The organism is Microbacterium sp. NPDC086615, assembly GCF_040686055.1.
Taxonomy (GTDB): Bacteria; Actinomycetota; Actinomycetes; order Actinomycetales; family Microbacteriaceae; genus Microbacterium.
On the sequence record NZ_JBFBJJ010000014.1, the window covers coordinates 1 to 26,696 of the forward strand.

Sequence of the window (26,696 nt, forward strand, 5' to 3'; positions counted from 1 at the left end):
CTTCGACAAGCTCAGCCACCTCCGCCGCACCGAGACCTCCAGCTACGCGAGGTCCCTGAGCCCACGCGAGGTCCCTGAGCTTGTCGAAGGGACCGCAGGCTTCGACAAGCTCAGCCACCTCCGCCGCACCGAGACCTCCAGCTACGCGAGGTCCCTGAGCCCACGCGAGGTCCCTGAGCTTGTCGAAGGGACCGGACCCGACGCGACGTTCTCCACAGTCTCCGCGAGCAGTCGCCACAGGCTGCCATGATCACGGGATGCCTTGGGCCTACATCCTCGAATGCCGCGGCGGTGCGCTATACGTCGGGAGTACCGGCCGCGAACTCGAGAGTCGCGTGTGGGAGCACAACAACGACGATGACCTGGCGGCATCCTTCACCCGGAAACGTCGACCCGTTCGGCTCGTCTATGCGGAATGGTTCGACGCGGTCGAGCTAGCCTTCACGCGCGAGAAGCAGCTACAGGGGTGGCGCCGGGAGAAGAAGCTCGCACTTATCGCCGAGCGGGGCGCAGATCTTCCCCGGCTGTCGCGCTGCGGGCCGGGACCGGAGGCTTCGACAAGCTCAGCCACCTCCGCCGCAGCCCCGGGACCGGAGGCTTCGACGAGCTCAGCCACCTCCGCCGCAGCCCCGGGACCGGAGGCTTCGACAAGCTCAGCCACCTCCGCCGCAGCCCCGGGACCGGAGGCTTCGACAAGCTCAGCCACCTCCGCCGCAGCCCCGGGACCGGAGGCTTCGACAAGCTCAGCCACCTCTGCCGCAGAGGAACCCTCACCACGCGAGGTCCCTGAGCTTGTCGAAGGGACCGGAGGCTTCGACAAGCTCAGCCACCTCCGCCGCAGCCCCGGGACCGGAGGCCACGGAGGGGATGTCAGAGGGCGAAGGCGGCGCGGACGCCCTCGTTCGTGACCTCGCCGGCGCGGACGTTCAGGCCCTTCGCGAGGGCGGGATCAGCGGATGCCGCGGCGTCCCAGCCCGCGTCGGCGATCCGCGTGATGTAGGGCAGGGTCGCGTTCGAGAGCGCGCGCGTCGAGGTGTGCGGCACCGCGCCGGGCATGTTCGCGACGCAGTAGTACAGCGAGTCGTGGACGCGGAAGGTCGGCGCGTCGTGCGTCGTCGGGCGCGACCCCTCGAAGCACCCGCCCTGGTCGATCGCGATGTCGACGAGCACGGAGCCGGGCTTCATCGCGGCGACCATGTCGTCCGTGACGAGCTTGGGGGCGGCCGCGCCCGGGATCAGCACCGAGCCGATCACGAGGTCGGCATCGGCGAGCTGCTCGGCGATCTCGAGGCGGGTCGACGCGCGGGTCTCGATCGCTCCGCCGAAGCGCTCCTCGAGCTGGCGGAGCTTGGGCAGCGAGATGTCGACGACCGTCACGCGCGCCCCGAGTCCGAGGGCGTTGGCGGCCGCGTGCTCGCCCGCGACGCCGCCGCCGATGACGACGACCTTCGCGCGAGGCGTTCCGGGAACACCGCCGGGCAGGAGCCCCCGTCCGCCCGAGGCGCGCAGCAGGTGGTGCGCGCCCTCGATGATCGAGAGGCGTCCGGCGACCTCGCTCATGGGGGCGAGCAACGGCAGGGCCCGGTCGGCGGTCTGCACGGTCTCGTACGCGACGGCGGTGGTCCCCGCCGCGATGAGGGCATCGGTGAGCGGGCGATCGGCGGCCAGGTGCAGGTAGGTGAAGAGCGTGAGGTCGGGGCGGAGGAACCCGTACTCGGGGGCGATCGGCTCCTTGACCTTGACGAGGAGCTCGGCGCGCGCCCACGTCTCGTCGGCGGTCGCGACGATCTCAGCGCCCGCCGCACGGTACTGGTCGTCGCTGAACCCGCTGCCCTCCCCCGCACCGGCCTGGACGAGCACCTCATGGCCGCGGTGGACGAGAGAATCCACGCCCGCGGGCGTCATCGCGACGCGGTTCTCGTTGTTCTTGATCTCGGTCGGCACGGACACGCGCATGGGTTTCTCCTCGATCGACTGAGCGTTGCCGAGAGAATCGCAGAAACGAGTGTTTCGGCGACGTTAAACCGATGATCCTTCGAATGGATGCCGGCAAACCGGCGTACTGTCGAACGCAACCATGCCAAGTGCCACCGTCGACCGAAGGATCTGCGATGCCCGACGACGAGCTTCACCCTCACGACGCGCGGATCATCGAACTCCTCTCCGCCGACGCGCGAATGACCAACGCCGCGATCGCCGAGGACCTCGGCGTCGCCGCATCGACCGCGCACGCACGGCTGCGCTCCCTCGTCGATCGAGGTCTCATCACCGGCTTCCACGCGGCCGTCGACCAGAGCCGCCTCGGCCGCGGGCTGCAGGCGATCGTCGGGGTGACCCTCCGCCCGGGGCAGCGACAGGAGAGCATCCGCGCGTTCGCGCACGACGTGCGCCGGCATCCGGATGTCATCCAGCTCTACTTCCTCGGCGGGGCCGACGACTTCCTCGTGCACATCGCCGTCGACGACTCGTCCGCCGTGCGCCGCTTCGTCGTCGATCACCTCTCGGCGCGGCACAGCGTGGCATCCACACGCACGAGCATCATCTTCGAGTATCACCGGAACGCTGTCGCGGCCGACTTCGACTGATCCTCTCGGCACGAAGATGACGCCGCGCGCGACGCCGCTGTCGCGGCGATCGCGAGCCCCACGGCGAGAGCCAGCGCGGCGAGAAGACCGTCACGGACAAGGGCTGCGGAGATCGTGGTGACGACCGTCAGCGCGAGGAACACCGTGGAGACCGCCAGCAGGACGCCGGGAGACAGACGCCCCGGCCCTTTGCGCGTAGCGGAACGCGCGTACACGTAGATCTCGCGCCTCCCGGCTGCCGTGCTCACCGCGGCACGCGACGGCAGCCAGGAGGCCCGAGGAGAGGAGTCGAGGCTCACCGAGCCTCGACCGTGATCTCAAACGTCGTCTTGACGCCGGCGGCATCCTGGATCCAGGCGGACGTCGTTCCGGTCTCGCCCGCTGTGAAGCCCGCGTTGAACGACACCTCGTCCGCATCGGTCGACGCGGCATCGAAGTGCGCGACGGCGTCATTGTCCGTCCCGCCGGTGCCCGGCCATCCGGCGGTGTCGTCGTCGGTCGAGATGATGAGCACCTCTCCAGCGGCGAGCGAGATCTTCGCCCCGGCGAGTTCGGCGGGGGTCATGATGAGCGGGGCCGGCATGCCGATCTCGGTGTCGGCGCCGTCGGTGTCGGGCGCGATGACGTCGACGCTGGTGTTGTCGGAGATCGCGTCGTCGGACGCCGCCGCGAAGGCGGTCACCGTTCCCGTGGCGATGCCGAGCACGACGACGGAGGCGGCCAGGAGGGTGAGGGTTCGCGTGCGCATGGGAGTTCCTTTCGGGAGGGAGCGCCGTCGTTCGCGGCGTCTGATCTGTTCATGGCCGACACCGACGGGGTTCTTTCATCGGGAACGAACCTTTTTTCTGCGCGCGAAAGCGGTGAAAGGCTGCCGCGCTGTCGGACATGATCAATGTGTGCGACACCACTCCCCCGAGAAGACGCGGACGTACGAGGCCTTCGTCCGCGCACATGGCGACGCCGTCTCTCGGTTCCTCCGCCGGCGGTCCGACCCGCAGACCGCCGAGGACGCGTTCTCGGAAACCATGCTGGTGGTGTGGCGGCGCTTCGACGAGGTGCCCGAAGATCCGCTGCCCTGGCTGTACGTCACGGCACGCAACTGCCTGCGCAACGCGGAGCGTTCCACCCGGCGACAGCAACGCGTCGTCGATCGCATCACCACCGTGGACCCGCCCGTGGAGGCGATGGATGCCGAGGATGAGGGCGATCCGCGCGAGGACTGCCTGCGCACCGCTCTGGCCCGCCTGTCGAGAACCGACGCCGAGGTGCTCCGCCTGTGGGCCTGGGAAGAGCTCGGACCGCAGGAGATCGCGATGGTGATCGGGGGCACCGTGAACGCCGTGACCATCCGCCTGCACCGGGCGAAGAAGAAACTCCGTCAAGAAATGGACGCGGCGTGCCCGCCCGTCTCGCGCACGACCTCGGGAGGAGGGGCACGATGACCGATGACGACGACCTCAGAGCGCTGATGCGACGGGCCGACCCCACGAACGCGCACCCGCCGCTCGACGACGCCCGCATTCGCCGCGTCGTCGCAGCCGCCGAGCGCGACGACCTCGCCCCGGCACCCCGAAAGCGAGCGCGTCTGCTCATCGCCGGGGCCTCGCTCGGAGCCGTGGCGACCGCGGCGGGTGCCGCACTCATCGCCGGCCTCGTGGCGACACCCGCGCTCCAGGCACCCGGGCCCACGGGCGGATACGTCACGTGCGAGGTTCCGACCGCCGCGGAACTGCGGACGAACGACACGGCGTACGAGGCCCTCGTGACAGGCGTCGACGATGGCGTCGTCACCCTCGAGGTGTCGCACGTCTTCACGGGGACTCCGGATGCCACGGTGGAGCTGCCGCAGTCGCGGACGCCCTCGGGAGACGACCTGTTCGTCACGGGTCGCACCTACCTCGTGGCCTCTACGGGAGGATTCACCGATGACTGCCTGACGGGGCCCGCAACCGCCGAGCTCCGCGCCGTGTACGAGCAGGCGTTCGGCCCCGGGACGGGCGGCTGATTCCGCCGCGCGCCGCCTCCGACGCACGAGAGGACCTTCCCGCACCGCGCATAACTCGGGCCTGGCGTCAAGTGAGGGTCCGTGACCGCGTCAGCACCCATGATGTGACGCGGAGGCGTCAATGCTGCTGTCGATCGGAGTGGTCGTGATGTGCGTCGGGCTAGCGGCCGGCGTCATCGGCGTCGTGCTGCCCCGCGTCGGCAGCCGGACACCCCTGGGCGTGTACCTGCGCTACGCGGCGGTCGCCGGGGCTCTCTCGGTCGGGTCCGGTCTCATGTACATCGTGAGCTTCAACGGCGGAGCACCAGGCGCCCTCGTCGTCGCCGATACGGCGATGGTTCTCGCGCCGGCCACTCTGTGCGTCGCGGTCTGGCCTCCGTCGGGCGCACGCTACGGCTCGCGCGTCATGCTCGGCGCCGCGATCGCGATCGGCGGTGTCATGGCCGTCTGCTCGACCGTGCTCATCCCTGCCACATCGATGAAGGTCAAGGTGGCGCTCTTGACCGTGGTCTGCGGTGCCTGCGCGGTGATCGCCCTGCGAAACCGCGCACTCCCGCCCCGATCGACGCGTCTCCTCGGCGCCGTGCAGGGCGCGTACAGCGTGTACTCCGCCCTGCGAAGCGTCGTGCATTCGACGCCCGAGTCACCCCTGAGTCAGAGCCTGTTCTCGATCGCCGGCGCCGGCGTCGTCTCGGTGACGTCGATGCTGCTCTGCGGCGTGGCCATCGGACTCGTCGGGCGTCCCGCGGCGCGCACGGAGCACAGCGGCAGCAGCCATCGCACGTTGGTCACGATCGGTGACTGGAAGCTCGCGACCGCCGCTTTCGGCAGAGACCGCGTGCGCGGCCTGCTCATCGAGCTGCGCCTCGCCGCGCAGGACCTCGACCCGACGGCGGTCGACGCGCCACACGGGGTGGAAGTGGCCATCCCGTCCGCCGCCTCGGCGCTGCGGGAACGGATGCGATCGACCTATGGCTGGCGACCCGAAGAGACCGGCCTGCTCATCGACGGCTCGTCGGCCCCGCGGAGTCGGCGGAGAACCGACGCGTAAGGCGCCGCGACCCGGCCGCGCTCAGCCCACGGCCGCGGCGATCGCGGCGATGTCGGCGGGCATCGACCGGCAGCAGCCACCGACGACCCGCGCGCCGGCGTCGACCCACGATGGAGCGGTCTCGGCCAGCGGAGCCGCACGACCGCTCCAGGTGCGGGTCTCGGCATCCCACCTCTCGCCCGAGTTCGGATAGGCCACCAAAGGCATCCGGGGTGCGATCGCGAGGGAGGGGAGGACGTGCTCGGGGGCGCAGCAGTTGACACCGATCGCGACGACTCCCGGCACGGATGCCGCGATGTCGAAAGCCCGTGCCAACGCCCCGCGCGCCGCGAAAGCGGTGCTGTCGGCCGAGAGACTCACGATGCTCGGCACGTCGAGATCGGCGAGCTCGAGCGCGAGCGCCTCGAGTTCGAGCGCGGACGGGATGGTCTCGACGGCGAACAGGTCGCATCCGGTGTCTGCGAGGATGCGCAGGCGGCGGCGATGCTGCCGGCGTAGCTCGTCGACGGTGAGACCGTAGTCCCCCGTGTACTCGCTCCCGTCGGCGCGCAGCGCCCCGATCGGGCCCACGGATGCCGCGACCACGACGTCGCCGGCCTCTCGGGCGAGCGTCACCGACCGGTGAAGGAGAGCATCGACCTCGGCATCCGGAATCCCTGCTCCGTAACCCACCTGGTAGCTCGACGTGATGACGACCTCGGCCCCCGCGGTGACGAACGCGGCGTGCGCGGCGCGGACCTCGTCGGGGTCGTCGCGCAGGATCCGCGCGGACCACAGCGACGACGAGACGTCATTGCCGCGGGCCTCGAGCAGGGTCCCCAGACCACCGTCGAGCACGACCGCCCGCTCGGCGAGCGTCGCGGCGAGGTCGATCACGCCTCGTGGGTCTCGCCAGCGGCGAGGACACGCAGGGCATCGGCGAGCAGAGCCTGATCCGCACGGCTGACGCCCCGCAAGGCCTCGGCCTCGAGGCGGACGAGCTCGGTCATCGCGGCGTCGACGCGCTCGATGCCCTCGGGTGTGATGGCGACGAGGATCGCGCGACCGTCGGACGGGTTCGGGCGGCGGTGGACGAGCCCGCGCTCGGCGAGCTTGTCGAGGCGGTTGGTCATCGCGGCGCTGCCGATCATCGTCGCGGCGATCAGCCGGGTGGCGCTCAGCTCGGTGCCGGCGCGGCGGAGGACCGCGAGGACGTCGAACTCCCACAGCGCGATGTCGGCGCTCGCGAACGCGCGGGCACGGAGCTTCGAGAGGTGGAAGGCCGCGCGACGCAGACGCGACATGACGTCGAGCGGTGTGAGGTCGATGTCGGGGAGCAGGCGCGACCACGCGTCGATGAGGAGATCGACCTCGTCATCCTTATTGCTTGCGATAGCCACATGACGACGGTACCGGAGCCACGGGGCGATGGCGGCTTTCCGGCGGGGTGGGGTGGGTCGTCATGCCGGCGCGGCCCCACGGGCGTCCGGGGCGACGACGGCCGGCGTCGGTGCTGCCGAGGTGGCTGAGCTCGTCGAAGCCACCGGTCCCTTCGACAGGCTCAGGGACCTCGCGCGGGCTCAGGGACCTCGCGCGGCCGGCTGTGACGGTGCTGCCGAGGTGGCTGAGCTCGTCGAAGCCACCGGTCCCTTCGACAGGCTCAGGGACCTCGCGTAGCTGGAGGTCTCGGTGCGGCCGAGGTGGCTGAGCTTGTCGAAGCCTCCGGTCCCTTCGACAAGCTCAGGGACCTCGCGCGGGCTCAGGGACCTCTCGCGGGCTCAACGAGCTCGTGGGGCTCCACCGAGCCGCTCGGCGAGCGCGCGGCCCGCGGCGCGCAGCCACCGGGCGGGGTCGGCGAGCGCGGCGGCGGGGGATCCCGCCAGGTCGGCGAGCGCGACCGTGGTACGGAACATCGACGTGTCGGCATCCGGAGCGATCCGCCCCGCGACGAGCAGCACCGGACGGTCTCCGGCGAGGGCCGCGAGACGGCCCGGGACCTTCCCGGCCGCGGAGCTCGCGTCGAACGCGCCCTCGCCGGTGACCACGACGTCGGCACGCTCGACGGCGTCGCGCACCCCGATGAGCTCGGCGACGGCCTCGGCCCCGGGAACGAGCGCGGCGCCCCACGCTCGCAGGGCTGCCCCGGTCCCCCCGGCGGCTCCCGCTCCGGGCGCGTGGGGGTCGGTGTCGAGCAGCACGGCGGCGCGGGCCAGGGCGGCGTCCGCCTCGGCGAGGTCGACCAGGCCCTTCTGCGGGCCGAACACCGCGGCCGCACCCGTCGCGCCGACGAGCGGGCTGCGGACATCGGTCAGCACCGTCGCTCCGCCCGGTGGGGGTGGCCGCAAGCCCGAGCGATCGAGGCGGACGGCGCCGCGCAGACCCCGCAAGCCGGACGAGACGGGGGTGCCGGTGGCATCCGTGATCCGTGCGCCGAGCGCGGTGAGGGCACCGAATCCGGCGTCGGTGGAGGCGCTCGAACCGATGCCGAGCACGAGCCGCGAGACGCCGTGATCGAGGGCGGCGGCGATCGCCTCGCCGAAGCCGCGGGTGTCAGCGTCGAGCGGGCGGAAGTCGCCGCCCAGCAGCTCGATTCCCGAGGTGGATGCCAGCTCGACCACCCCCGTCCCCCGCGGTGCGGCGGCGGTGGGAGGGAGGAGGACCCAGGATGCCGCGACCTCGCGGCCGTGCGGACCGATCACGCGCACGGGCATGCGGCGCGCACCGGGAACCGCCGCGAGGAAGGCGGCAGCGGTGCCCTCTCCCCCGTCCGCCATGGGGCGCTCGATCGTGGCGTCGGCGGGTCGGGCGTCGCGCCATCCCGCGGCGAGCGCCGCGGCGGCGTCGGCCGCGGTGATCGAGCCCTTGAAGCCGTCGGGCGCGAGCAGCACGGTGGTCACGCGCCGACCTTAGCCGGTCGGCATCCGTAGTGCCGGGGCCCTGCGCCCGCGCCCGCCCCGCGCCCGCCCCCACCGTTGAGTGTCCAGGACACGCCGTAATGCATGCCGCCGTAACGGCGTGTCTTGGACACTCAACGAGAGCGCGGCGCGGCCGCAGGGCGCGCCGCGGGGCGCGCCGCGGGGCGGGACGCGACCGCAAGGCAGGACGCGGCGCGGGACGCGGCCGCAGGGCGGGACGCCGAAGGCCCGGCCCGGCCGCACGCGGCAGGCCGGGCCGGGACGGGCGGGTCAGCGACGCCCGGCCGGCACCGGGGCGTCGCGGCGGGCGGCGGCCTCGACGCGCTCGCGGCGCGCGTGGCGGGCGTGCTGCAGAACGCTCACCGTCACGATGATCGCGAGCAGGGCGTACAGCACGACGGTCAGCGGCGACGAGACGAAGATCGTCGGGTCGCCCTCCGACACGGCGAGGGCGCGGCGCATCTGGGTCTCGGCCATGGGTCCGAGGATCGCGGCGATCAGCACGGGCGCGAGCGGGATCGAGAAGCGCCGCATGACGAAGCCGACGACGCCGATCGCGAGGGCGAGCCACAGGTCGACCACACGCGAGGCGATCGCGTAGACGCCGAGCATCGCGACGACCGTGATGCCCGCGTAGAGGTAGTGGCGCGGGATGAGCAGCAGCTTCGCCCAGACGGCCGCGAAGGGCAGGTTGATGATCAGCAGGATGATGAGGCCGAGGAAGAGGCTCGCGAGCAGCGGCCACACGAGATCGCCGGAGCGCTCGAACAGCAGCGGACCCGGCTGCATCCCGTACTGCTGGAAGGCGGCGATCATCATCGCGGCCGTGGCCGAGGTCGGAAGCCCCAGTCCCAGCAGGGCGCCCATCGCCGAGCCGGCCGTGGCGTTGCCCGCGGCCTCGGGGGCGGCGACGCCCTGGATCGCACCGCGGGTGCCGAAGTCGGTGTCGCCGCGGCGACGGGCGAGGCGCTTCTCGGTGCCGTACGCGAGGAACGTGGGCACCTCGGATCCGCCGACCGGGATCGCTCCGAACGGCACGCCGAACGCCGTGCCGCGCAGGAACGCGGGCAGAGCCTGACGCCACTCGCGGCGCGACAGCAGCGGCGAGCCGCTCGGGGCGACGAGCTTGCCCGGTCCGCCCGCGCGGCGGATGTGGCCGGCGACGTGCAGCACCTCGCCGATCGCGAGCAAGCCGACGGTGATCACGATGATCGAGATGCCGTCGAAGAACACCGGGCTTCCGCCGGTGAAGCGCTCGGCGCCCGTCATCGCGTCGATGCCGACGAGGGCGAGGGCGAAGCCGAGACCGAGGGCGACCAGGCCGCGCACGATCGAATCGGCGACGACGGCCGAGATCGCGACGAACGCGAACACGGCGAGCGCGAAGTACTCCGCGGGGCCGAACACCTTCGCGAGCTCGACGATGTAGGGCGCGAAGAACACCACCAGGACACAGGCGATGGTGCCGCCGAGGAACGCGCCGATCGCCGAGGTGCCGAGCGCCTTGGCCGCCCTGCCGTCCTTCGCCATGCGGTGGCCCTCGAACGTCGTCGCGATCGCGGACGAGTTGCCGGGGGTGTTGAGCAGGATGCCGGCGGTCGAATCGCCGAACAGACCACCGAAGTAGATCGAGGCGAACATGATGAACGCGCCGGTGGGGTCGAGGCTGAAGGTGACGGGCAGCAGCAGCGCGACGGCCATCGCCGACCCGAGTCCGGGGAGCACGCCCACGGCGGTGCCGAGGATGGCCCCGATGACGAGGAAGAGCAGGTTCTGCGGCGTGAAGGCGACCGCGAACCCGTCGGCGAGGTTGATCAGCTGATCCACGGCGAGAGTCCTTCCAGGATGCCGGCGGGAAGCGACAGGCCCAGACCCGCGCCGAACGCGAGCTGGACGAGGGATGACACGATCACCGAGACGCCGATGTCGAGCAGCGGCCGGCGGCTGCCGAATGCCCACGAGATGACCCAGAAGAGCGCGGCGGCGGAGAGGATCCACCCGAGCACCGGCAGCACGACGATGAAACCGGCGAGCGCGGCCACGGTGATGCCGAGTGTGCGCCAGTCGGCGGCCGCCGGCTTCGCGGTCGACGCCACGTCCTCAGGCGAGACGATGCGGATCTCGCCCGTCGCGTCAATCGCCCCGAGGTCCTCGAGCATCTCGTTCGAGATCTCGACGGGGTCGTCGGCGACGTGCGCACGGCGACTCGTGCGCAGCACCTCGATCAGCAGCCCGATGCCTGCGAGCCAGAGGAAGCCGCTGACGAGCATCGGGAAGAACTGCGGCCCGGGGAAGGCGACGTCGGCGGGCACCTGCATGGTGGCGGTGCCGTAGGTCATGAACCCGGCGAGCACGAGAACCCCGGCGACGACCACCAACTCGCTGCGGCCGGTGTACCAGCGGGGCGTGCGCTGCACGCGCAGCGACCCCGTGGTGAGGGTGGACGGTTCGGTCACAGACCCAGCTCCTTCATGATCGCGGTCGTACGTTCGGTCTCATCCGACAGGTAGGCGGCGAACTCGTCACCGGCGAGGAAGCTGTCGACCCAGCTGTTGCGGGTGAGCACTTCCTGCCAGGCCTCGGTTTCCCGCATCTCGGATGCCATGGCCACGAGCTCCGCGTGCACCTCGTCGTCGATGCCGGGAGGCGCCACCAGCCCGCGCCAGTTCGACATCGCGACGTCGACGCCCTGCTCGCGGAAGGTCGGCACATCGACGTCGTCGAGCGGTTCCTCGGCCGACAGCGCGAGAGCCCGGAGGTTGCCCGATTCGATCTGATCGCGGAAGTCGTTGTATCCGGAGAGTCCTGCCTGCGTCGTGTGCGACAGCAGAGAAGTGACGACCTCGCCGCCGCCGGGGTAGGCGAGGTAGTTCACGCGCTGCGCGTCGATGCCGCCCTGCTGGGCGAGCATGCCGGCGAGGAGGTGGTCGATACCGCCGAGCGATCCGCCCGCGATCGCGGTGCCCTCGGGGTCGGCGAGGAATGCCTGCATGAAGTCGTCGAGGGTCTGGAAGGGCGAGTCGCCGGGCACGACGAGCACGTTGAAGTCGTCGGCGAGACGCACGATGGGCCGCACGTCCTCGAGGCTCACGGGCGAGCGGTTGACGATCACGCCGCCGACCATCACTCCGCCCGTGACGAGCATGATGTCGTGCCTGTCGCCCATCTCGGCGACGGCGCCGAGGCCGATCGTGCCGGCGGCTCCGGGGATGTTCATCACCTGCACGGCTCCGGCGATGCCCTCTTCGCGCATGACCTGCTGTGCTTCGCGACCGAACGTGTCCCATCCTCCGCCGGGGGCGGCGGGAGCCACGATGGTGAGCTTCGTCCGGGGGTTGGCGACTCCGCCGGTCGCGGCGGCGCTGAGACCCGCCGTCACGAACAGTGCCGCCGCGACCACACCCACCACGACCCCCGTCACGCGGCGGCGTCGAGGTGAGCGCGCGGGGTGCTGCGCCTCTGCTGGCGTCGGATGCTGCATCAAGCCCTCCCGGGACATCGTCGTTGCCGGATGAGAAGCTAGGTTGTCAGCGCCTCTCCCCCGGTGGCGCGTTCGAGGGGCTTTGCGCTCTTTGATGCTCACGGCCATCCGGTCCCGAAGCGACCGCACGAGGAGGTGCCGATGCCGATCACCCAATCCGATCGCGCGCCCGTGCGCGTGCGCCTCGCCGTCCTGCTCGCCCTGCAGTGCACCGTCGTCCTGGTCTGCGTGCTCGCGACGACCCTGGTCGCCATGTCGGTTCAGGAGCGCAGCATCCGCGCCGCGACCGAGGAACGCGTGCTCGATGTGGCCATGAGCCTCGTCGAGCTCGACCAGGTGCAGCGTGCGGTGCTGCTCGACACCGCCGCAGCCACCGCCGACCTCCAGCCGCTCGCCGACGTCGTCGCCGCGGCATCCGGGGTCGACTATGTCGTGGTCACCGATGTCCGCGGCATCCGGCTCACCCACCCGAATCCCGCCGAACGCGGACGGACGGTGTCGACGGATGCCACCGCGGTGCTGGCCGGAGAGACGTTCCTCGGCACCGAGACAGGGACCATCGGGCCGAGCCTGCGGGCAAAGGTGCCGGTGCGTGCGGCCCACGCCGTGGTGGGCACCGCTTCGGTCGGGGTGCTGGAGTCGGAGATCTCGCGCAGCTTCGACGAAGCGGTCGGGGGGATGCTGCCCTGGGTGGTCGGCTCGATCGTGCTGGGCGTCGTGCTCAGCGGGCTGCTCACCGCGGCGCTCCGCCGACGCGTGCGACGCCTCGAGGCCGATGCGCGCGAACTCGAGACGCAGCGACGCATCTCCGGCGCGCTCCGCGACCAGACGCACGAGTTCCACACGCGGCTGCACGTGATCCGCGGGCTCGTCGCCGAGGGCGAGACCGGCGAAGCGCTCACCTATATCGGAGGGCTCGCGCCCGTGGCATCCGGTCTCCCGATCGACGACCCGGCGCTGCGCGCCCTGCTGGACGGCCTGGTCTCGGAATTCGCGGGGCTGCGGGTGGACCCCGCGAGCCTCGTCCCGCGCGGAAGCGTCGACGACGAGGTGCTGACGATCGTGGGAAACCTCGTGCGCAATGCCGCCGAGGCGGCCGGCGGCGACGGACACATCGACGTGCTCGTGCTCGCGGGCGACGAGCGGCTGACGATCGACGTCGCCGACGACGGGCCCGGCGTCGCGCCGGCCGACGTGGCCCGAATCTTCGACCGCGGGGTCAGCTCCAAGGCCGCCGCGGGCAGGGGCGTGGGGCTCGACCTCGTGCGCCGCATCGCGGGGGCGCGCGGAGGCTCGGTCACGGTCGGTCGGTCGGCGTCGGGTGGGGCGCGCTTCACGGTGGAGTTGCCGCACGCGGGGGTGCGGGGATGAGTCCGGATGCCGTGATCCGCACGATCATCGTCGACGACGACCCCGCGGTGGTGCGGTTGCACACCGCGTATCTCGAGACTCTTCCCGGGTTCCGGCTCGTCGGGACGGCGCGGACGGGGGCCGCAGGGGCGGCCCTCGCGGCGGGAAGCGACGTCGACCTGGTGCTGCTCGACATGAACCTCCCCGATTTCAGCGGCGTCGAGGTGCTGCACCGGCTGCGGCTCGTGCGGGAGTGGGACGTCGACGTGCTCGTGATCAGCTCCGCGCGCGACACCCTGACGATCCGCCAGGCCGCGGCCGCGCACGTCGTCGGCTACCTCGCCAAACCCTTCACCCGCGAGGCCTTCGTGAACCGGCTCGAAGAGTACCGCCGCGGGCGAGCCGAACGCCCGGCCGAGGTGCCCGTCAGCATGGGCCAGGGCGACATCGACCGGCTGGTCTCCCCGGTGACCTCTCCGGTGCGCACGGTCGTGGCATCCGAAGCCCTTCTCCCCAAGGGACTCGCGGAGTCGACCATGCACACCATCCGGGCAGCTCTCCACCCGGTGACACCGGCGAGCGCGCGTGACATCGCCGCCGCGTCGGGTGCCTCTCGCGCGACGGTGCGGCGATACCTCGACGTGCTCGTGGCCCGCGGCGAGGTCGACATCTCGCACCGCTTCGGCGCGCGCGGACGCCCCGAGGTGCTGTACCGCCTGGCCGCGCGCTGACCCGCGGCGACGGCAGGTCGAGTGTCCAAGACACGCCGCTACCGCGTGCGGAGTTGCGGCGTGTCTTGGACACTCAACGGGTCGGGCGGGGCGCGCCGCGCTCAGCGCGGGCGCGGCGGAGCCGTCGTGCCGCGGGCCACGAGCCGCGTCGGCAGAAGCACGTGCGTCTCGGGGAGGTCCTCGCCCGCGAGGAGGGCGAGCACCATCCGCACGGCCTCGGCGCCGAGGCGCTTCATCGGCTGGCGCACGGTCGTCAGCGCGGGTTGGGCGCGCGCGGCCTCGGGCACGTCGTCGAAGCCGACCACCGAGAGGTCGTCGGGTACGCGCAGTCCGCGCTCGGCCGCGACGTCGATGATCGACAGGGCCGACAGGTCGTTCGCGGCGAAGACAGCGGTCGGCGGGTCGTCGAGCGACAGCATGGCCTCGGCGGCCTCGCGCGCGACGTCCTGCTCGTACCTCCCGACGCCGACGAGGGCGGGATCGAACGGGATGCCGGCGGCCGAGAGCCCCTCCCGGTACCCGGACGCACGGGCCACGGCCGACCGTAGATCCGGGCGGCCCGCGATGAAGCCGATGCGGCGATGACCGAGCTGGGCGAGGTAGTGCACCGCCTGCTGCGCGCCGGTGAAGCTGTCGGACTCGACCGTGGGGAGGTCGGCGCGGCCCGTGTGCGGGTCGATCGCGACGATCGGCACGTCGCTCGTCACGTTGACCACGGTCGGCGTCACGATGATCGCGGCGTCGATGAGGGTGCCACTGAGGCGGCTGAGTGATCGCCGCTCCCACCCCTCGCCCTCGCGGCGCGATCCGCTGTAGGCGAGCAGGTCGTACCCGGTGCCCGACAGCGCTCCCCCGACGCCCTTCAGGATCTCGGCCGAGAACGGCTCGATCGCGGCGACGAGCACCCCGACGACGCCCGTCTTGCGCGACCGCATGCTGCTCGCGACGAGGCTCGATTCGTAGCCGAGGGTCTTCACGGCATCCAGAACGCGGCTCACCGTCTCGGGCGAGACCCCGTACCGCCCGTTGACGGCTTTCGACACCGTGGCCACCGAGACGCCGGCCGCCGCGGCGACGTCGTGGATGGTGGCGCGTCGGGTCATGGCATCCGACCCTAGCGTGGAAATCATTTTCGAAAACGTTTGACGAGCGTTCGCGACCGGGCGACACTGCTCAGACCCGGGGCGCAGCACACGCTCCGGACAACGGCATCGCTGCCGATGACCACCGCGCATCCCTGACGGACGCACCTCGACGAAGAGAAACGGGAATCACATGAACACGCGCAAGATCCTGGCCGGAGCGGCTCTCGCCGTCGCCGGCACCCTCGCGCTCGGCGGCTGCGCCGGCGGCGGCGGGGGCCAGAACGCCGACGGCTCGGTCACGCTCACGCTGTGGCACAACTCCACCACCGGCGACGGCAAGAAGTACTGGGAAGACACCGCCGCGGCCTTCGAAGCGGCGAACCCCGGCGTCACCATCGAGATCCAGGCCGTCCAGAACGAAGAGATGGACGGCAAGCTCCAGACCGCCCTCAACGCCGGAGATGCCCCCGACCTGTTCATGGCCCGCGGCGGCGGCAAGCTCGCCGACATCGTCGCGGCCGGCCAGGTCATGGACCTCACCGACAAGATCTCCGCGGATGCCAAGAGCGCGCTCGGCACCTCACTCAACGCGTTCGAGGTCGACGGCAAGAACTACGGCATGCCCGTCGCCGTGCTCCCCTCCGGCATCTTCACCGCGCAGGACCTCCTCACCGCCGCCGGGGTGACCGAGGCCCCCGCGACCATCTCCGACCTCGAGGCCGCCGACGCGAAGATCCGCGCGACGGGCGTCGCCCCGATCGCGGTCGGCGCCAAGGACGCCTGGCCCGCCGCGCACTGGTACTACAACTTCGCGCTGCGCGCGTGCTCGAAGGACGTGCTCGACGAGGCCGCCCAGAGCCGCAGCTTCGACGACCCCTGCTGGTTGCAGGCCGGCGAGAACCTCGAGTCGTTCCTGAAGACCCAGCCGTTCAACGAGGGCTTCCTCACCACCGCCGCGCAGCAGGGCGCCGGGTCCTCGGCGGGCCTGCTCGCCAACCACCAGGCCGCCATGGAGCTCATGGGCGCGTGGAACCCCGGCGTGATCGCCTCGCTGACCCCCGATGAGAAGCCCCTGGCCGACCTCGGTTGGTTCCCGTTCCCCGAGGTCCCGGGCGGCAAGGGCGAGAAGGGCGCCATCATGGGCGGCGTCGACGGCTACTCGTGCTGGGTCAACGCTCCCGCGCAGTGCACCGACTTCCTGAACTTCCTCGTCAACAAGGAGAACCAGGAGAACTACGCCGCCGCGTTCCAGACCATCCCCGCTTCGAACGAGGCGACGGATGCCGTCACCACCCCCGCCCTGCAGTCGGCACTGCAGGCGTACACCGACGCCCCCTATGTGTCGGTGTGGCTCGACACGCTCTACGGCCAGAACGTCGGCAACGCGCTGAACGTCGCCGTGGTGGACCTCTTCGCCGGCAAGGGCACGCCGCAAGGCATCGTCGACGCCGTCAACGCCGCCGCCTCGCGCTGAGGAGTCCCGACATGACCACCGTGCGTCATCCGGTCGCCACCGCGTCCGACGACGTCGCCGGTCGCCGCCTGGCCGAGGAGGGTGCCCCGCGCACCCCCTCGGCCGGGCGGTCGCCCGTCCGGCGCCGCCGCGAGAACTGGCGTATCCGCGGCGAGCTCGCCATCCTCCTCGGCCCCGCCCTGGTCGTCTTCGTCTCGTTCGTCATCCTCCCGGTGGTCCTCGCCGCCTACTACGGCTTCTACAAGTGGTCGGGGTTCGGCACGCCCACCGACTTCGTCGGCATCCGCAACTACGTCACGATCCTCACCGACCCCGCCTTCCACGAGGCGCTCGGCCACAACGCCTTCATCGTCGTCGGCTCACTCGTGCTGCAGGGGCCTCTCGCCCTCGGTCTCGCGCTGCTGCTGAACCGCAAGATGCGGGCGCAGTCGCTCATCCGCGTGCTGATCTTCGTGCCCTACGTCATCTCCGAGGTCGTCGTGGGCCTCGGGTGGGGCCTCATGCTCCAGTCGAGCGGCGCGATGAACGGGATGCTCGAGAAGATCGGCCTCGGAGCACTCCGCGCCGATTGGATCTCCGACCCGGCTCTGGCGATCTGGACGCTGCTCATCATCATCACGTGGAAGTACATCGGCTTCGCCGTGATCCTCTTCCTCGCCGGACTCCAGGGCATCCCCGAGGAGCTCAGCGAGGCCGCCGCGATCGACGGCGCCTCGTACTGGCAGATCCAGCGGCACATCGTTCTGCCCCTGATGGGCCCGACCATCCGCATCTGGGCGTTCCTGTCGATCATCGGCTCGTTGCAGCTGTTCGACCTGGTCTGGATCATCTGGGGCCAGTACGTCGCCTCGACCGCGGGCACCTCGACGATGGCCACCTACATGGTCGCCAACGGTCGCAACGCCGGCAGCTTCGGATACGGCAGCGCGGTGGCCGTGGTGATGTTCCTCATCTCGCTCGCCGTCGCCCTCGTCTACCAGCGCTTCGTGCTGCGTCGCGACACGGCCGGCGCCCTCACGGGAGGCACCAAATGACCGCCACCGCCACCCTCGTCACCCCGCGTGGCGCCAAGGCTCCGCGCCCGCGTCCTGCCGGAGCGAACCGCGGATCCTCGGTGATCGTCGGCTTCGTCGCCCTGCTGCTCATCGGCATGATGCTCGCACCGGTGGTGTACATCATCCTCGGCGGCTTCCGCTCGAACGCCGAGATCACCGTCGACCCCTCGGGCTTCCCCACGCGCTGGAACTGGGAGAACTACGCCGACGTGCTGGCGAGCCCCACGTTCTGGGGCCAGGTCGGCAACTCGGCGATCGCGGCCGTCGCGACGACCCTGTTCGTCGTGGCGCTGGGCCTCATGGCCGCCTACGCCCTGTCGCGCTATCGCTTCCGCGGCCGCGGCGCGGTGTACGCCCTGTTCACCGCGGGCCTGATGTTCCCGATGACCGTGGCCATCACGCCGCTGTACATCCTCGTTCGCAACCTCGGGCTGATGAACTCGCTCGCGGGCGTCATCGTGCCGCAGATCGCTTTCGCCCTGCCGTTGACGATCATCATCCTGTCGCCGTTCCTCGCCGCGATCCCGAACGAGCTGCAGGAGGCCTCGTCGATCGACGGGCTCGGTCGCCTCGGCTTCTTCTGGCGCATGGTGCTGCCGCTCGCCGTTCCCGCGGTCGTGACGGTCGGCATCCTGGCCTTCGTCAACAGCTGGAACTCCTACATGCTGCCGCTGTTCATCCTCAACAACGAAGCCGCTTTCACGCTGCCGCTCGGGACGCAGGCGTTCGCCTCGCAGTACTCGGTCGACACCGCGCGCGTGCTCGCATTCACCTCGCTGTCGATGATCCCCGCTCTGCTGTTCTTCAGCGTGTTCGAGCGGCGCATCGTCGGCGGCCTGACCGGCGCCGTGAAGGGCTGATCCACTCATGACCATCCACCACACCGACGTCGGTGCTGCCCTCACGTCCGGCGGCTCTCCGCGCGTCCAGGCCCTCGTCGCCGAGATGACGCTCGACGAGAAGCTCGCGCAGCTCGTCGGCTACTGGGTCGACCAGGGCGACGAGGTCGTCGCTCCCCTCTCGGGCGAGAAGATCACCTCCGCCGCTTACGCGGATGCCACCGTCCACGGCCTCGGCCACCTCACGCGCGTGTATGGCACGCGCCCGGTCGATCCGATCGAGCGCGCCGAGTGGCTGTGGGGCGAGCAGCGTCGTCTGAAGAACGAGACACGGCTCGGCATCCCGGCCCTGGTCCACGAGGAGTGCCTCACCGGCTTCGCCGCGTGGAAAGCGGCGACCTTCCCGACACCGCTCGCGTGGGGTGCCTCGTTCGATCCGGATGCCATCGAGCTCATGGCATCCGCGATCGGTCGCTCGATGCGCGATCTCGGCGTGCACCAGGGACTCTCGCCCGTGCTGGATGTCGTGCGCGACCCCCGCTGGGGCCGCGTCGATGAGTGCATCGCGGAGGACCCGTACGTCGTCGGGACGATCGGCACGGCGTACGTCCGGGGCCTGCAGGGCGCGGGCGTGCACGCGACACTCAAGCACTTCGTGGGGTACTCCGGCTCGCGAGCCGGGCGCAACCACGCCCCCGTGTCGGCCGGCCCGCGCGAGCTGCAGGACGTCTTCCTCCCGCCGTTCGAGATGGCCGTGCGCGACGGAGGCGCGCGCTCGGTAATGAACGCGTACGTCGAGATCGACGGCGTGCCGATCGCCTCGTCGCCCGAGATCTTCACCGACCTCCTGCGTCGTCGGTGGGGCTTCGACGGAACAGTGGTGTCCGACTACTTCGCCGTCGAGTTCCTCCGCTCGATGCACGGCATCGCGGGCTCCCTCGGCGAAGCGGCCCAGCTCGCCCTCGAGGCGGGGATCGACGTGGAGCTGCCCGGCCCCGACGCGTATCCGTACCTCGCCGAGCGGGTGGCATCCGGGTCCCTCCCCGAAGCCGTGGTCGACCGGGCCGTCGCCCGCGTGCTCGCCGAGAAGGAGGACCTCGGGCTCCTGGATGCCGACTTCGCCGACGTCCCGACCGAGATCGACCTCGACGATGCCGAGCACCGGGCGCTGGCCCGACGTCTCGCTCTCGAGAGCGCGGTGCTGCTGCGCAACGACGGAGTGCTCCCCCTCACGACGCCGGGACGGATCGCGGTGATCGGGCCCAACTCCGACAGCGCGGAGGCGCTGATGGGGTGCTACTCGTTCGCGAACCACGTGCTCGCGCATCACCCGGGCACGCCGATGGGCTTCGACATCCCGACCGTCCGCGAGGCTCTGGAGTCGCGATTCGCCGCGGTCTCGTACGCCGTCGGCTGCGCCGTCGAGGGTGACGACACCTCGGGCTTCGTCGAGGCCGCTGCGGCGGCTCGGGACGCCGACGTCGCGATCGTCGTCGTCGGCGACCGCGCCGGGCTCTTCGGCCGCGGGACCGTCGGCGAAGGCAACGATGCCGAATCGCTCGAGCTCCCCGGCAGGCAGCGGCAGCTCGTCGAGGCCGTCGTCGCCACCGGCACGCCCGTGGTCCTCGTTCTGCTCACGGGGCGGCCGTACGCGCTGGGGTGGGCGCTGGACGGCGCCGAAGGCCCCGCGGCGGTGCTGCAGGCGTTCTTCCCCGGCGAGGAGGGCGGGTCCGCGCTGGCGGCGCTGATCGCCGGGGATGCCACCCCTTCGGGCCGTCTGCCGGTCTCGCTCCCCCGCTCGGCCGGGGCGCAGCCGTACTCGTACCTGCACCCGATCCTCGGCGGCCCGTCGGGCGTGACGAGCACCGACCCGACGCCCGTTCGGCCCTTCGGGTTCGGGCTGTCGTACACGACGTTCGAGCGCGGGGAGCTGCGGGTCGACGGCGGCGGTCGCGGAGCCGGTGAGGCCGGTGGCGAGCGCGGGGGCGCCGGGGGCGCGGAGGGCGCGGAGCGCGGGACCGGCGGCGAGCACGGGGGCACGGCATCCGCCGGGCACCGCGCCGTCGACGCTTCGCGGAGCGTCGGGATCTCGGCATCCGGAGCCTCGCCCGAGGTCCGCGCGGGCGACGCGTTCACCGTGTCGGCGCGGGTCACGAACACCGGCACCGTGCGCGGAGCCGACGTCGTGCAGGTGTACACGCATCGCACGGGCGCGAGCGTGACACGGCCCCTGGCCGCGCTCGTCGCGTATGCGCGGGTCGAGCTCGATCCCGGCGAGAGCGCCGAGATCCGGTTCACGGTGCCCTCGTCACGCCTGGCGTACAGCGATCGCGCGATGCGCCGCGTGGTCGAGCCGGGCGAGATCGAGCTGCGGCTGGGACCGTCGTGCGCCGAGGTCGACGAGGCGGTGCGTCTGCGCGTCACCGGCCCGACCTACGAGCTCGGTCCCGACGACGCGCGCGTGGTCGAGGTCGAGGTGCGCCGGGGCTGATGCCGCACATGTGGGAGGGCGGCGCGGGAGGTGCCGCCCTCCTCATCGCGGCGCTCCTCGCTGTGTGAACACCGTCCGCAGGCGTCAGGGGTGGCGAGAGGGAAAGAGCGGCGCGATCTGCGCACGCACAGCCGGTCAGGCGGCAGAGCGAGGAGTTCGGGGCGACGGCGGGAGAGGCTCGCCGTGAACACTCGAGACGGACCGTCCGGTCGAGCCCCCTGAGCGGGAGACGATGACGTACTGTCCCGATCTGGAGGTCTTCACCGTCTGCTCACCCGAATCGCGCTGGGCTTTGACCCGGCGCGCTTTTTCGCGGAGCCGGCGGACGAGGTCACGAGTCTCATCACTAGTGGACGTCATCTCTCACCTCCTTCTGCTCCCCCATCGGGGGTTCCAGTATCCAACTTGTCGAGGACGTCGGCAACGGCGTCGGCGATGTCGGTGTCTTCCGGGCTGGCCCAAGGGTGGCCCACCAGCCCGATCATGCTCACCAGACCGACGTTTCGATGTCTCGGGTCGAGTGCTCTCTCGGTTGCCCACGTAAATCGGGCCCACCACTGCGCTCTTTGATCCGCGACTTCTCGTTGCAGGCGGTCATCCTCGGCCGCGATGTCACGTTGCCTCCGGTCAGCGGCGGCATTCAGAGTCGATCGATGACTGGTGTACCACGCAGCGCCGAACGCGATGGCCGCCGCGGCGAGTGCCGCGACCCCACCGAACCCCGCGGACGTCACGAAGTCTCGCCAAAACCCCTCGTCGAGGACGAACGGGGGAAACAGACGCCCTCCGATTGCACCGACGGCGAGGAATACGAGAGCGCCGACGCCGAGCAGCGCAGCTTTACGGACATCGAATCTGGAACTCGAAGACGCGGGGGGGGGCGCCTCCACCACGATCGGCTCATCATTCTGAATCATGTTGTTCATCCGTTTTCGTGTCACCGCGACGCGATGTCCCGGGCTCACAACGAAAGTACCGGCGGCACGGCAAACACGATCCGCTGTCCACAGCCTCCCCGGAGCTCGATGGACGCGAGTCGCCTCGTCGACTTCCGCGCGTGAGCTCGCAACCGCGTTAGCGTTGATGGAACACGCTGACGCCGCGGAAGGACCCGATGACGCTGCACGACGACACCACCGCCCGACCCGAGACCGTCGTCGGCAACCCCGCGTCACGGATCCACCGCGACCACGACGACGCCCGCGCCGACCCGTGGTCGATCGACCTCGAGCGGATCCAGTTCTCGCCGTACTTCTCGCGTCTGTCGGCCGTGACCCAGGTGGTGTCGCCCTCGATCGGCGCCGCTCCCGTGCACAACCGCCTCACGCACACGCTCAAGGTGAGCGCGATCGCGCGGGTCGTCGCGCTGCAGCTCAATACTCGTGCGCGCCAAGCGGGCGAAGGCGACGTCTGTAACGCCACCGTCGTCGAGGCCGCCGCGTACGCGCACGACCTCGGCCACCCGCCCTTCGGCCACCTCGGCGAGTCCACGCTCGACCGCCTCGCGCGCGAGGAGCTGGGCCTCCCCGACGGGTTCGAGGGCAACGCGCAGACCTACCGCATCCTCACCGCCCTCGACGTGGTCGAGAACGCGCCCCGCGGGCTCAATCTCACCGCGGCCGTGCGCGCCGCCTCGGCGAAGTACCCGTGGGCGCCGTCGGTCGAAGCGGCCGATGTCGAGCGGATCGGCCCTCCCCGTGGCATCCGTCGCTCTTCCGACGGCGCGTATCGCGTGCACAAGTACTCGGCGTACGACCTCGACCTCGACGACCTCGCCGAGGCCCGCCAGGGGGTGGATGCCGAGCCTCTCCGCCAGAGCATCGAGGGTGCCGTGATGGACCTCGCCGACGACATCGCGTACTCGGTGCACGACGTCGACGACTTCTACCGCGCGGGGATCCTCGATCACGCGCCGATCGCGGCGGAGTTCCGCGGCTGGCTCGACGACGTGCTCGAGTGGCGCTCGCGCGACGACGCGGAGGTGCGCGCCGAGCTCGCGCCGGGCGCGGGACTGGAGCGCCTGCGCCGGAAGATGCGCCGCGACGACCCGTGGATCGCCGACGACGAGGCCTTCCTCGCCGCCGTCAGCGACGTGGATGCCGAGATGGTCACCGACCTGCTCGCCCGCCCCTTCGACGGCTCGTTGACGGCCGAGCGTCGGCTCGCCGCCTTCACCGACCGCTGGATCCGGCGGTTCCAGGAGTCGGCACGGCTGCGGCCGCTCGACACGCCGCGGGCCGGACCCGTGGTGCTGTCGCCGTGGGCCTGGCACCACGTCGAGGTGCTGAAGTTCGTGCACAAACGCTTCGTGCTCAGCCGCCCCGACCTGGCGATCCAGCAGCGCGGCATGAGCCGCATCCTCGCCCGGTCGGTGCGCGCCCTCGGCGAGTGGCTCGACGACGATCTCGACCGCGCCCGCACCCCGCGGCGCCTCCGCGAGCTCATCGCGCTGGCCCGTGAGCAGTACGCGGCCCTGCCCGCTGAACGTCGGCCCTCGGATGCCGAAGCCGAAACGCTCGCGCGCTCTCGCGGGATCGTCGACTACGTGGCATCCCTCACCGATTCGCAGGCGTTCGCGCTGTCCGAGGCGATCTCGGGGCGGGCGGACCGATTGTGGGCTCTGGGGCAGCGGCTGTGACGGGGGAACAGTCGGTGTCGCTCATCCAGCAGCGGATGCGGCTCGACCGCGCCCGCACCGCCGCGATCTGGACCCTGGTCGGCGCCGTGGTCCTCGCCTCGGCGGCATTGGAACGCTCGCCGCCGAGGGGGCCGACGCACCGTGGTGGCTGTGGGGTACGGCGATCACGTTCGTGACCCTGACGGTGTACGGCGTGGTTCGAGTGATCGGCGCGGTCCGACAGCTGCGGCGATTCCACATCGAGCACGGACCGGATGCCGGACGTCAGAATCCCGTCGGTCGGCCCTGAGCTTTTGCCAGCGTTGTTCTCGGCATCCCTGCCCCGAGAAATAAGGCCTTCCGTGTCCTGTGGGCCGCACCCTCAGGATCACGCCGCGCGGAGAACGGGACGCGCCCCCTCGCGTCGCTCAGCCGCCTGCGCTCTCCATCTCGGCCCACTGCCGCGGTGTCTTCTCCTGTAGCCAGGAGGCGAATTCGGGGAACCCCTGGTACACGCGCATCGTCTCGAACAGCGTCCGGCCGTCCGCGTCCTTCCCGCGGACCCGCCCCGACATCAGCGCCGCGAGTTCGGCGATCTCGGACGCCGGCACGATGCGCGCCCGGCGGCGGCCCGAGCGGACGACGAGGTGGTCGTCGAAGACGAGGATCCGGGCCCGGCCCAGCGACAGGGCGTAGAAGAAGATGATCGCGCCGAGGCCGCCCAGGGTGGTCAGCCACACGGTCACGCCGATGTACGCGAGAGGATCCCGCTCGATGACCTCGGACGCGGCCAGCACGACCGCCCCGGCCATGAAGAGGATGCCGATCCCCCGGGCAACCAGGTGCTGCGAGGGGTATCGCTGAACGACGAAGAGAGGTTTCGCGTAGGCACCGTCGGGGTGGTTCATGGTTCTCCGATGGGTCAATCGTGGTGTCACGGTCCAGACGTTGCGGAGAGGCCAGGACCCATCGAATCATGGGCGCGCGTCAAGAGAGAGCGAAGCACGCGAGGTGCGCCGTCATCGCTTGGTTCGCGCGTGATGGCGCGCGACGCGATTGCGATTTCCGCAGCCGGCGGCGGTGCACCACACACGATTGCCGCGCGGGGAGGTGTCGAGATAGACCCATCCGCAGGCGTCGTCACCGCACTGTCGGGCCGCGCTGAGGTCGGAGGCGAGAAGGTCGTGCGCGAGGAAGGCGACGGCTGCCCGGGGGCCGGTGATGTCATCGGGGGTTCGCCAAGACCAGGGTCCTGCGTCGGTCGAGCGCTCCCACGACGATCTCTGCACGGCGTCGACGTATTCTCGCGCGATGAGCGCGGCGGCGCTCCCCGACCCCTCGAACACGGCGGCGTAGATCGCCTCGCGCAGCGCGATCACCGCCGCGTGCTCGCGCTCCGCCTGCGCGGGGTCGCGCGTCGCCGCGAGAGCGGCGGAGCGAGCGTCACCGAAGACGCCGACCTGCGTTCCCCAGGCAAGGACCGCGTCGAAGGTGGGCACCGTATCGATCCACCGGGCGGGGTCCAGCCGCCAGTGCACGGTGTCAACCAGATCGAGGGCGGCGTGCCCACCGATCTGCGGATACGTCGCCGCGCGGGTCTGGCTCATACCCTCAGGCTAATGCGTGATGGGCCCTTGCACCATTAGCCAATCTCTGGACATGATCTAACGCATGTCCTCCCGATCACGTATTAGAAGAAACCCGCGGATCCGCCTCGGACCGGCTTTCGCGAGATTCTGGCTCGCACACGGAGCATCGGCGGTCGGGGGACAGATCGGGGAACTCGCTCTGCCCCTCCTCGCCGTCGTGACGCTGCACGCCTCGGCGACCGAGGCCGGGCTGCTCGGTGTCGCCCGGTGGCTCCCGTTCCTGCTGCTCGCTCTCCCCCTCGGCGTGCTCGCCGACCGCCGCACCCGGCGTCCCATCCTCATCGTGTCCGACGTCTGTCGCGCTTCTCTGACGATCGCAGTGGTGGTCGCCGCGATGGCGGGTGCGCTCACTCTCGCGGCGCTGGTCACCCTCGTCGCGCTTCTCGGGGCATTCACCGTCGCGTTCGAGGTCGCGTACCAGTCCTTCCTCCCGAGCGTCGTGGGGCGTGAGCACCTCGAAAGCGCGAACAGCCGACTCCAAGCGACGTTCTCCGTCGCCGAGGTCGCGGGCCCGGGTGTCGGAGGATGGCTCATCCAGACCTTCACCACGGCGGGCGCCCTGCTCGTTCAGGCGGGGACGTTCATCGTCTCGGCCGTCGCACTGCTCGGCATCCGGTCGCTCGAAGAGCGCCCCGATCCGTCGGCGGTGAGCGCGATGACACAGCTGCGCGAGGGGCTGCGTTTCGTTCGTCGCGATCCATACTTGGTCGCCCTCGTCGGCTTCTCGGCGATCTACAACCTGTTCGCGCAGTGGGTCATGGTGCTGCTCCTCGTGCGTGCGGTGCGGGAGTGGGGACTCACCGCGGGCCACCTCGGATTGGTGTTCAGTCTGGGCGCGATCGGCGCCGTGATGGGCGCCGCCCTCGCTCCTCGCAGTGTGCGACGGTTCGGGGCTGGTCCCGTCCTCGTCGCCTGCGCTGGCGCGGAGTCGATCGTGCTCGCCGCCCTGCCTGTCATCGAGGCGGACTGGGGTCGCACCCTCGTCGTCGCAGCCCTGATCGGTGTCTTCGCCGTGAACGGCGCGGGCACATCCCTGTCGAGCGTCGTGGCGCTCACCCTGCGGCAGCTGCGCACGCCCGACCACCTGCTCGGCCGCGTGAACGCGACGATGCGCTGGATCTCGTACGGGGTCGTCGCCATCGGCGCGGGCATCGGAGGTGTTCTGGGCGATCTCGTGGGAACGCGGCTCGGCATCGCGATCGGCTGCGCGGGAGTCGTGCTGACCGTTGTCTGGGTGATCGCGTCGCCGCTGCGCCGCATCGGCAATCCGAACGACATCACGAGGGAAGAGGTGGTGCTCACGCGCGAGAGCTGAGCACCTCGCGGGAAGGACCAGGCGCACGGACCCGTCATTGCCGCCGATGAAGAGGTCGTGAACACTGCCAGCAC

27 protein-coding genes are annotated in these 26,696 nt (G+C 70.9%); 14 read left to right on the forward strand and 13 right to left on the reverse strand.

The genetic code is table 11. The features are described from left to right. Both AB0O24_RS13910 and AB0O24_RS13915 read left to right on the forward strand, forming a co-directional pair. Positions 1-250: hypothetical protein (locus AB0O24_RS13910; RefSeq protein WP_363375667.1), on the forward strand; the 250-nt coding region annotated here is incomplete at its 5' end. 7 nt (positions 251-257) lie between these two features. Then, entirely contained in the window at positions 258-908 is a 651-nt protein-coding gene (locus tag AB0O24_RS13915; RefSeq protein WP_363375669.1) for a GIY-YIG nuclease family protein, read from the forward strand. Here AB0O24_RS13915 and ald read toward each other — a convergent pair. Then, complete coding sequence (gene ald, locus AB0O24_RS13920; RefSeq protein WP_363375672.1) at positions 871-1,956, reverse strand: alanine dehydrogenase; 1,086 nt, start codon at positions 1,954-1,956, stop codon at positions 871-873. The two genes, AB0O24_RS13915 and ald, sit on opposite strands and share 38 nt — an antisense overlap. 155 nt (positions 1,957-2,111) lie before the next feature. Between ald and AB0O24_RS13925 the strand changes: the two genes are divergently transcribed. Continuing rightward, entirely contained in the window at positions 2,112-2,585 is a 474-nt protein-coding gene (locus tag AB0O24_RS13925; RefSeq protein ID WP_307384960.1) for an Lrp/AsnC family transcriptional regulator, read from the forward strand. Here AB0O24_RS13925 and AB0O24_RS13930 read toward each other — a convergent pair. Together AB0O24_RS13930 and AB0O24_RS13935 are read right to left on the reverse strand one after the other, a co-directional pair. Further along, positions 2,552-2,833, reverse strand: coding sequence for a hypothetical protein (locus tag AB0O24_RS13930; RefSeq protein ID WP_275798327.1), 282 nt, complete (start codon positions 2,831-2,833; stop codon positions 2,552-2,554). The genes AB0O24_RS13925 and AB0O24_RS13930 overlap by 34 nt on opposite strands. A gap of 47 nt (positions 2,834-2,880) precedes the next feature. Beyond that, positions 2,881-3,333, reverse strand: coding sequence for a hypothetical protein (locus AB0O24_RS13935; RefSeq protein ID WP_275798325.1), 453 nt, complete (start codon positions 3,331-3,333; stop codon positions 2,881-2,883). Positions 3,334-3,481: 148 nt separating this feature from the next. Here AB0O24_RS13935 and AB0O24_RS13940 point away from each other — a divergent pair, with 148 nt between their 5' ends. The 3 genes from AB0O24_RS13940 to AB0O24_RS13950 all read left to right on the forward strand — a co-directional run bounded on the left by AB0O24_RS13940 (position 3,482) and on the right by AB0O24_RS13950 (position 5,641). After that, positions 3,482-4,027 carry a sigma-70 family RNA polymerase sigma factor gene (locus AB0O24_RS13940; RefSeq protein WP_275798323.1) on the forward strand — a complete coding sequence of 182 codons (546 nt, stop codon included), beginning with the start codon at positions 3,482-3,484 and terminating at the stop codon, positions 4,025-4,027. Beyond that, a complete protein-coding gene (locus AB0O24_RS13945; RefSeq protein ID WP_363375676.1) occupies positions 4,024-4,590 on the forward strand; it encodes a hypothetical protein in 567 nt (188 codons plus the stop codon). The genes AB0O24_RS13940 and AB0O24_RS13945 overlap by 4 nt, the downstream gene beginning before the upstream one ends. Before the next feature lie 121 nt (positions 4,591-4,711). Continuing rightward, entirely contained in the window at positions 4,712-5,641 is a 930-nt protein-coding gene (locus tag AB0O24_RS13950) for a hypothetical protein (RefSeq protein WP_363375679.1), read from the forward strand. Positions 5,642-5,662: 21 nt separating this feature from the next. Here the strand turns inward: AB0O24_RS13950 and mmuM are convergent, their stop codons facing one another. The 6 genes from mmuM to AB0O24_RS13980 all read right to left on the reverse strand — a co-directional run bounded on the left by mmuM (position 5,663) and on the right by AB0O24_RS13980 (position 11,956). After that, positions 5,663-6,517 carry a homocysteine S-methyltransferase gene (gene mmuM, locus AB0O24_RS13955; RefSeq protein ID WP_275798318.1) on the reverse strand — a complete coding sequence of 285 codons (855 nt, stop codon included), beginning with the start codon at positions 6,515-6,517 and terminating at the stop codon, positions 5,663-5,665. Then, complete coding sequence (locus AB0O24_RS13960) at positions 6,514-7,020, reverse strand: MarR family transcriptional regulator (protein ID WP_275798317.1); 507 nt, start codon at positions 7,018-7,020, stop codon at positions 6,514-6,516. The genes mmuM and AB0O24_RS13960 overlap by 4 nt, the downstream gene beginning before the upstream one ends. Before the next feature lie 378 nt (positions 7,021-7,398). After that, a complete protein-coding gene (locus AB0O24_RS13965) occupies positions 7,399-8,517 on the reverse strand; it encodes a glycerate kinase (RefSeq protein WP_363375682.1) in 1,119 nt (372 codons plus the stop codon). A 288-nt stretch (positions 8,518-8,805) separates the two neighbouring features. Then, on the reverse strand, positions 8,806-10,362 hold the full coding sequence (locus AB0O24_RS13970) for a tripartite tricarboxylate transporter permease (protein WP_058615024.1): 1,557 nt from the start codon (positions 10,360-10,362) through the stop codon (positions 8,806-8,808). Then, complete coding sequence (locus AB0O24_RS13975; RefSeq protein WP_363375685.1) at positions 10,350-10,991, reverse strand: tripartite tricarboxylate transporter TctB family protein; 642 nt, start codon at positions 10,989-10,991, stop codon at positions 10,350-10,352. The genes AB0O24_RS13970 and AB0O24_RS13975 overlap by 13 nt, the downstream gene beginning before the upstream one ends. Further along, positions 10,988-11,956 carry a tripartite tricarboxylate transporter substrate-binding protein gene (locus AB0O24_RS13980; RefSeq protein WP_363375688.1) on the reverse strand — a complete coding sequence of 323 codons (969 nt, stop codon included), beginning with the start codon at positions 11,954-11,956 and terminating at the stop codon, positions 10,988-10,990. Before AB0O24_RS13980 ends, AB0O24_RS13975 begins: the two co-directional genes overlap by 4 nt. A 201-nt stretch (positions 11,957-12,157) precedes the next feature. Here AB0O24_RS13980 and AB0O24_RS13985 point away from each other — a divergent pair, with 201 nt between their 5' ends. Beyond that, positions 12,158-13,387: an ATP-binding protein gene (locus AB0O24_RS13985; protein WP_363375691.1), complete on the forward strand. Its 1,230-nt coding sequence runs from the start codon at positions 12,158-12,160 to the stop codon at positions 13,385-13,387. Then, positions 13,384-14,097 (forward strand): response regulator, encoded by a 714-nt coding sequence (locus AB0O24_RS13990; protein WP_363375693.1) that lies wholly within the window; start codon positions 13,384-13,386, stop codon positions 14,095-14,097. Before AB0O24_RS13985 ends, AB0O24_RS13990 begins: the two co-directional genes overlap by 4 nt. 101 nt (positions 14,098-14,198) lie before the next feature. Here AB0O24_RS13990 and AB0O24_RS13995 read toward each other — a convergent pair whose 3' ends face one another. Further along, positions 14,199-15,200: a LacI family DNA-binding transcriptional regulator gene (locus AB0O24_RS13995; RefSeq protein WP_363375696.1), complete on the reverse strand. Its 1,002-nt coding sequence runs from the start codon at positions 15,198-15,200 to the stop codon at positions 14,199-14,201. Positions 15,201-15,372: 172 nt separating this feature from the next. Here AB0O24_RS13995 and AB0O24_RS14000 point away from each other — a divergent pair, with 172 nt between their 5' ends. The 4 genes from AB0O24_RS14000 to AB0O24_RS14015 are packed head-to-tail and all read left to right on the forward strand — an operon-like array spanning position 15,373 to position 21,041. Next, complete coding sequence (locus AB0O24_RS14000) at positions 15,373-16,656, forward strand: extracellular solute-binding protein (protein ID WP_363375699.1); 1,284 nt, start codon at positions 15,373-15,375, stop codon at positions 16,654-16,656. A gap of 11 nt (positions 16,657-16,667) precedes the next feature. Next, the gene (locus AB0O24_RS14005; RefSeq protein ID WP_275799812.1) at positions 16,668-17,690 is read left to right on the forward strand and encodes a sugar ABC transporter permease; all 1,023 of its coding nucleotides are present in this window, start codon (positions 16,668-16,670) and stop codon (positions 17,688-17,690) included. Beyond that, positions 17,687-18,571, forward strand: a complete 885-nt coding sequence (locus tag AB0O24_RS14010) for a carbohydrate ABC transporter permease (protein WP_275799810.1) — start codon at positions 17,687-17,689, stop codon at positions 18,569-18,571. The genes AB0O24_RS14005 and AB0O24_RS14010 overlap by 4 nt, the downstream gene beginning before the upstream one ends. Before the next feature lie 7 nt (positions 18,572-18,578). Further along, the gene (locus AB0O24_RS14015) at positions 18,579-21,041 is read left to right on the forward strand and encodes a glycoside hydrolase family 3 N-terminal domain-containing protein (protein ID WP_363375702.1); all 2,463 of its coding nucleotides are present in this window, start codon (positions 18,579-18,581) and stop codon (positions 21,039-21,041) included. Positions 21,042-21,397: 356 nt separating this feature from the next. On the opposite strand, the gene AB0O24_RS14020 is transcribed toward AB0O24_RS14015, so the two are convergent. Then, on the reverse strand, positions 21,398-21,958 hold the full coding sequence (locus tag AB0O24_RS14020; RefSeq protein WP_363375704.1) for a hypothetical protein: 561 nt from the start codon (positions 21,956-21,958) through the stop codon (positions 21,398-21,400). A gap of 197 nt (positions 21,959-22,155) precedes the next feature. Here AB0O24_RS14020 and dgt point away from each other — a divergent pair, with 197 nt between their 5' ends. After that, positions 22,156-23,679 (forward strand): dGTP triphosphohydrolase, encoded by a 1,524-nt coding sequence (dgt, locus tag AB0O24_RS14025; RefSeq protein WP_275799806.1) that lies wholly within the window; start codon positions 22,156-22,158, stop codon positions 23,677-23,679. 407 nt (positions 23,680-24,086) lie between these two features. Here the strand turns inward: dgt and AB0O24_RS14030 are convergent, their stop codons facing one another. Beyond that, positions 24,087-24,566: a hypothetical protein gene (locus tag AB0O24_RS14030; RefSeq protein WP_275799804.1), complete on the reverse strand. Its 480-nt coding sequence runs from the start codon at positions 24,564-24,566 to the stop codon at positions 24,087-24,089. A 111-nt stretch (positions 24,567-24,677) separates the two neighbouring features. Beyond that, complete coding sequence (locus AB0O24_RS14035; RefSeq protein ID WP_275799802.1) at positions 24,678-25,265, reverse strand: CGNR zinc finger domain-containing protein; 588 nt, start codon at positions 25,263-25,265, stop codon at positions 24,678-24,680. 64 nt (positions 25,266-25,329) lie between these two features. On the opposite strand from AB0O24_RS14035, the gene AB0O24_RS14040 reads away from it, so the two are divergent. After that, positions 25,330-26,622 (forward strand): MFS transporter, encoded by a 1,293-nt coding sequence (locus tag AB0O24_RS14040; RefSeq protein WP_363375708.1) that lies wholly within the window; start codon positions 25,330-25,332, stop codon positions 26,620-26,622. Positions 26,623-26,696 lie beyond the last annotated feature (74 nt).

Bases quoted from the DNA above. Each gene is read 5' to 3' on its own strand.
- AB0O24_RS14040 (WP_363375708.1), top strand. From the start codon at position 25,330: ATGTCCTCCCGATCACGTATTAGAAGAAACCCGCGGATCCGCCTCGGA.
- AB0O24_RS14035 (WP_275799802.1), bottom strand. From the start codon at position 25,265: ATGAGCCAGACCCGCGCGGCGACGTATCCGCAGATCGGTGGGCACGCC.
- AB0O24_RS13945 (WP_363375676.1), top strand. From the start codon at position 4,024: ATGACCGATGACGACGACCTCAGAGCGCTGATGCGACGGGCCGACCCC.
- AB0O24_RS13925 (WP_307384960.1), top strand. From the start codon at position 2,112: ATGCCCGACGACGAGCTTCACCCTCACGACGCGCGGATCATCGAACTC.
- AB0O24_RS13985 (WP_363375691.1), top strand. From the start codon at position 12,158: ATGCCGATCACCCAATCCGATCGCGCGCCCGTGCGCGTGCGCCTCGCC.
- AB0O24_RS14005 (WP_275799812.1), top strand. From the start codon at position 16,668: ATGACCACCGTGCGTCATCCGGTCGCCACCGCGTCCGACGACGTCGCC.
- AB0O24_RS13995 (WP_363375696.1), bottom strand. From the start codon at position 15,200: ATGACCCGACGCGCCACCATCCACGACGTCGCCGCGGCGGCCGGCGTC.
- AB0O24_RS14015 (WP_363375702.1), top strand. From the start codon at position 18,579: ATGACCATCCACCACACCGACGTCGGTGCTGCCCTCACGTCCGGCGGC.
- AB0O24_RS13990 (WP_363375693.1), top strand. From the start codon at position 13,384: ATGAGTCCGGATGCCGTGATCCGCACGATCATCGTCGACGACGACCCC.
- AB0O24_RS13935 (WP_275798325.1), bottom strand. From the start codon at position 3,333: ATGCGCACGCGAACCCTCACCCTCCTGGCCGCCTCCGTCGTCGTGCTC.
- dgt (WP_275799806.1), top strand. From the start codon at position 22,156: ATGACGCTGCACGACGACACCACCGCCCGACCCGAGACCGTCGTCGGC.
- AB0O24_RS13915 (WP_363375669.1), top strand. From the start codon at position 258: ATGCCTTGGGCCTACATCCTCGAATGCCGCGGCGGTGCGCTATACGTC.
- AB0O24_RS14000 (WP_363375699.1), top strand. From the start codon at position 15,373: ATGAACACGCGCAAGATCCTGGCCGGAGCGGCTCTCGCCGTCGCCGGC.
- AB0O24_RS14010 (WP_275799810.1), top strand. From the start codon at position 17,687: ATGACCGCCACCGCCACCCTCGTCACCCCGCGTGGCGCCAAGGCTCCG.
- AB0O24_RS14030 (WP_275799804.1), bottom strand. From the start codon at position 24,566: ATGAACCACCCCGACGGTGCCTACGCGAAACCTCTCTTCGTCGTTCAG.
- AB0O24_RS14020 (WP_363375704.1), bottom strand. From the start codon at position 21,958: ATGATTCAGAATGATGAGCCGATCGTGGTGGAGGCGCCCCCCCCCGCG.
- ald (WP_363375672.1), bottom strand. From the start codon at position 1,956: ATGCGCGTGTCCGTGCCGACCGAGATCAAGAACAACGAGAACCGCGTC.
- AB0O24_RS13950 (WP_363375679.1), top strand. From the start codon at position 4,712: ATGCTGCTGTCGATCGGAGTGGTCGTGATGTGCGTCGGGCTAGCGGCC.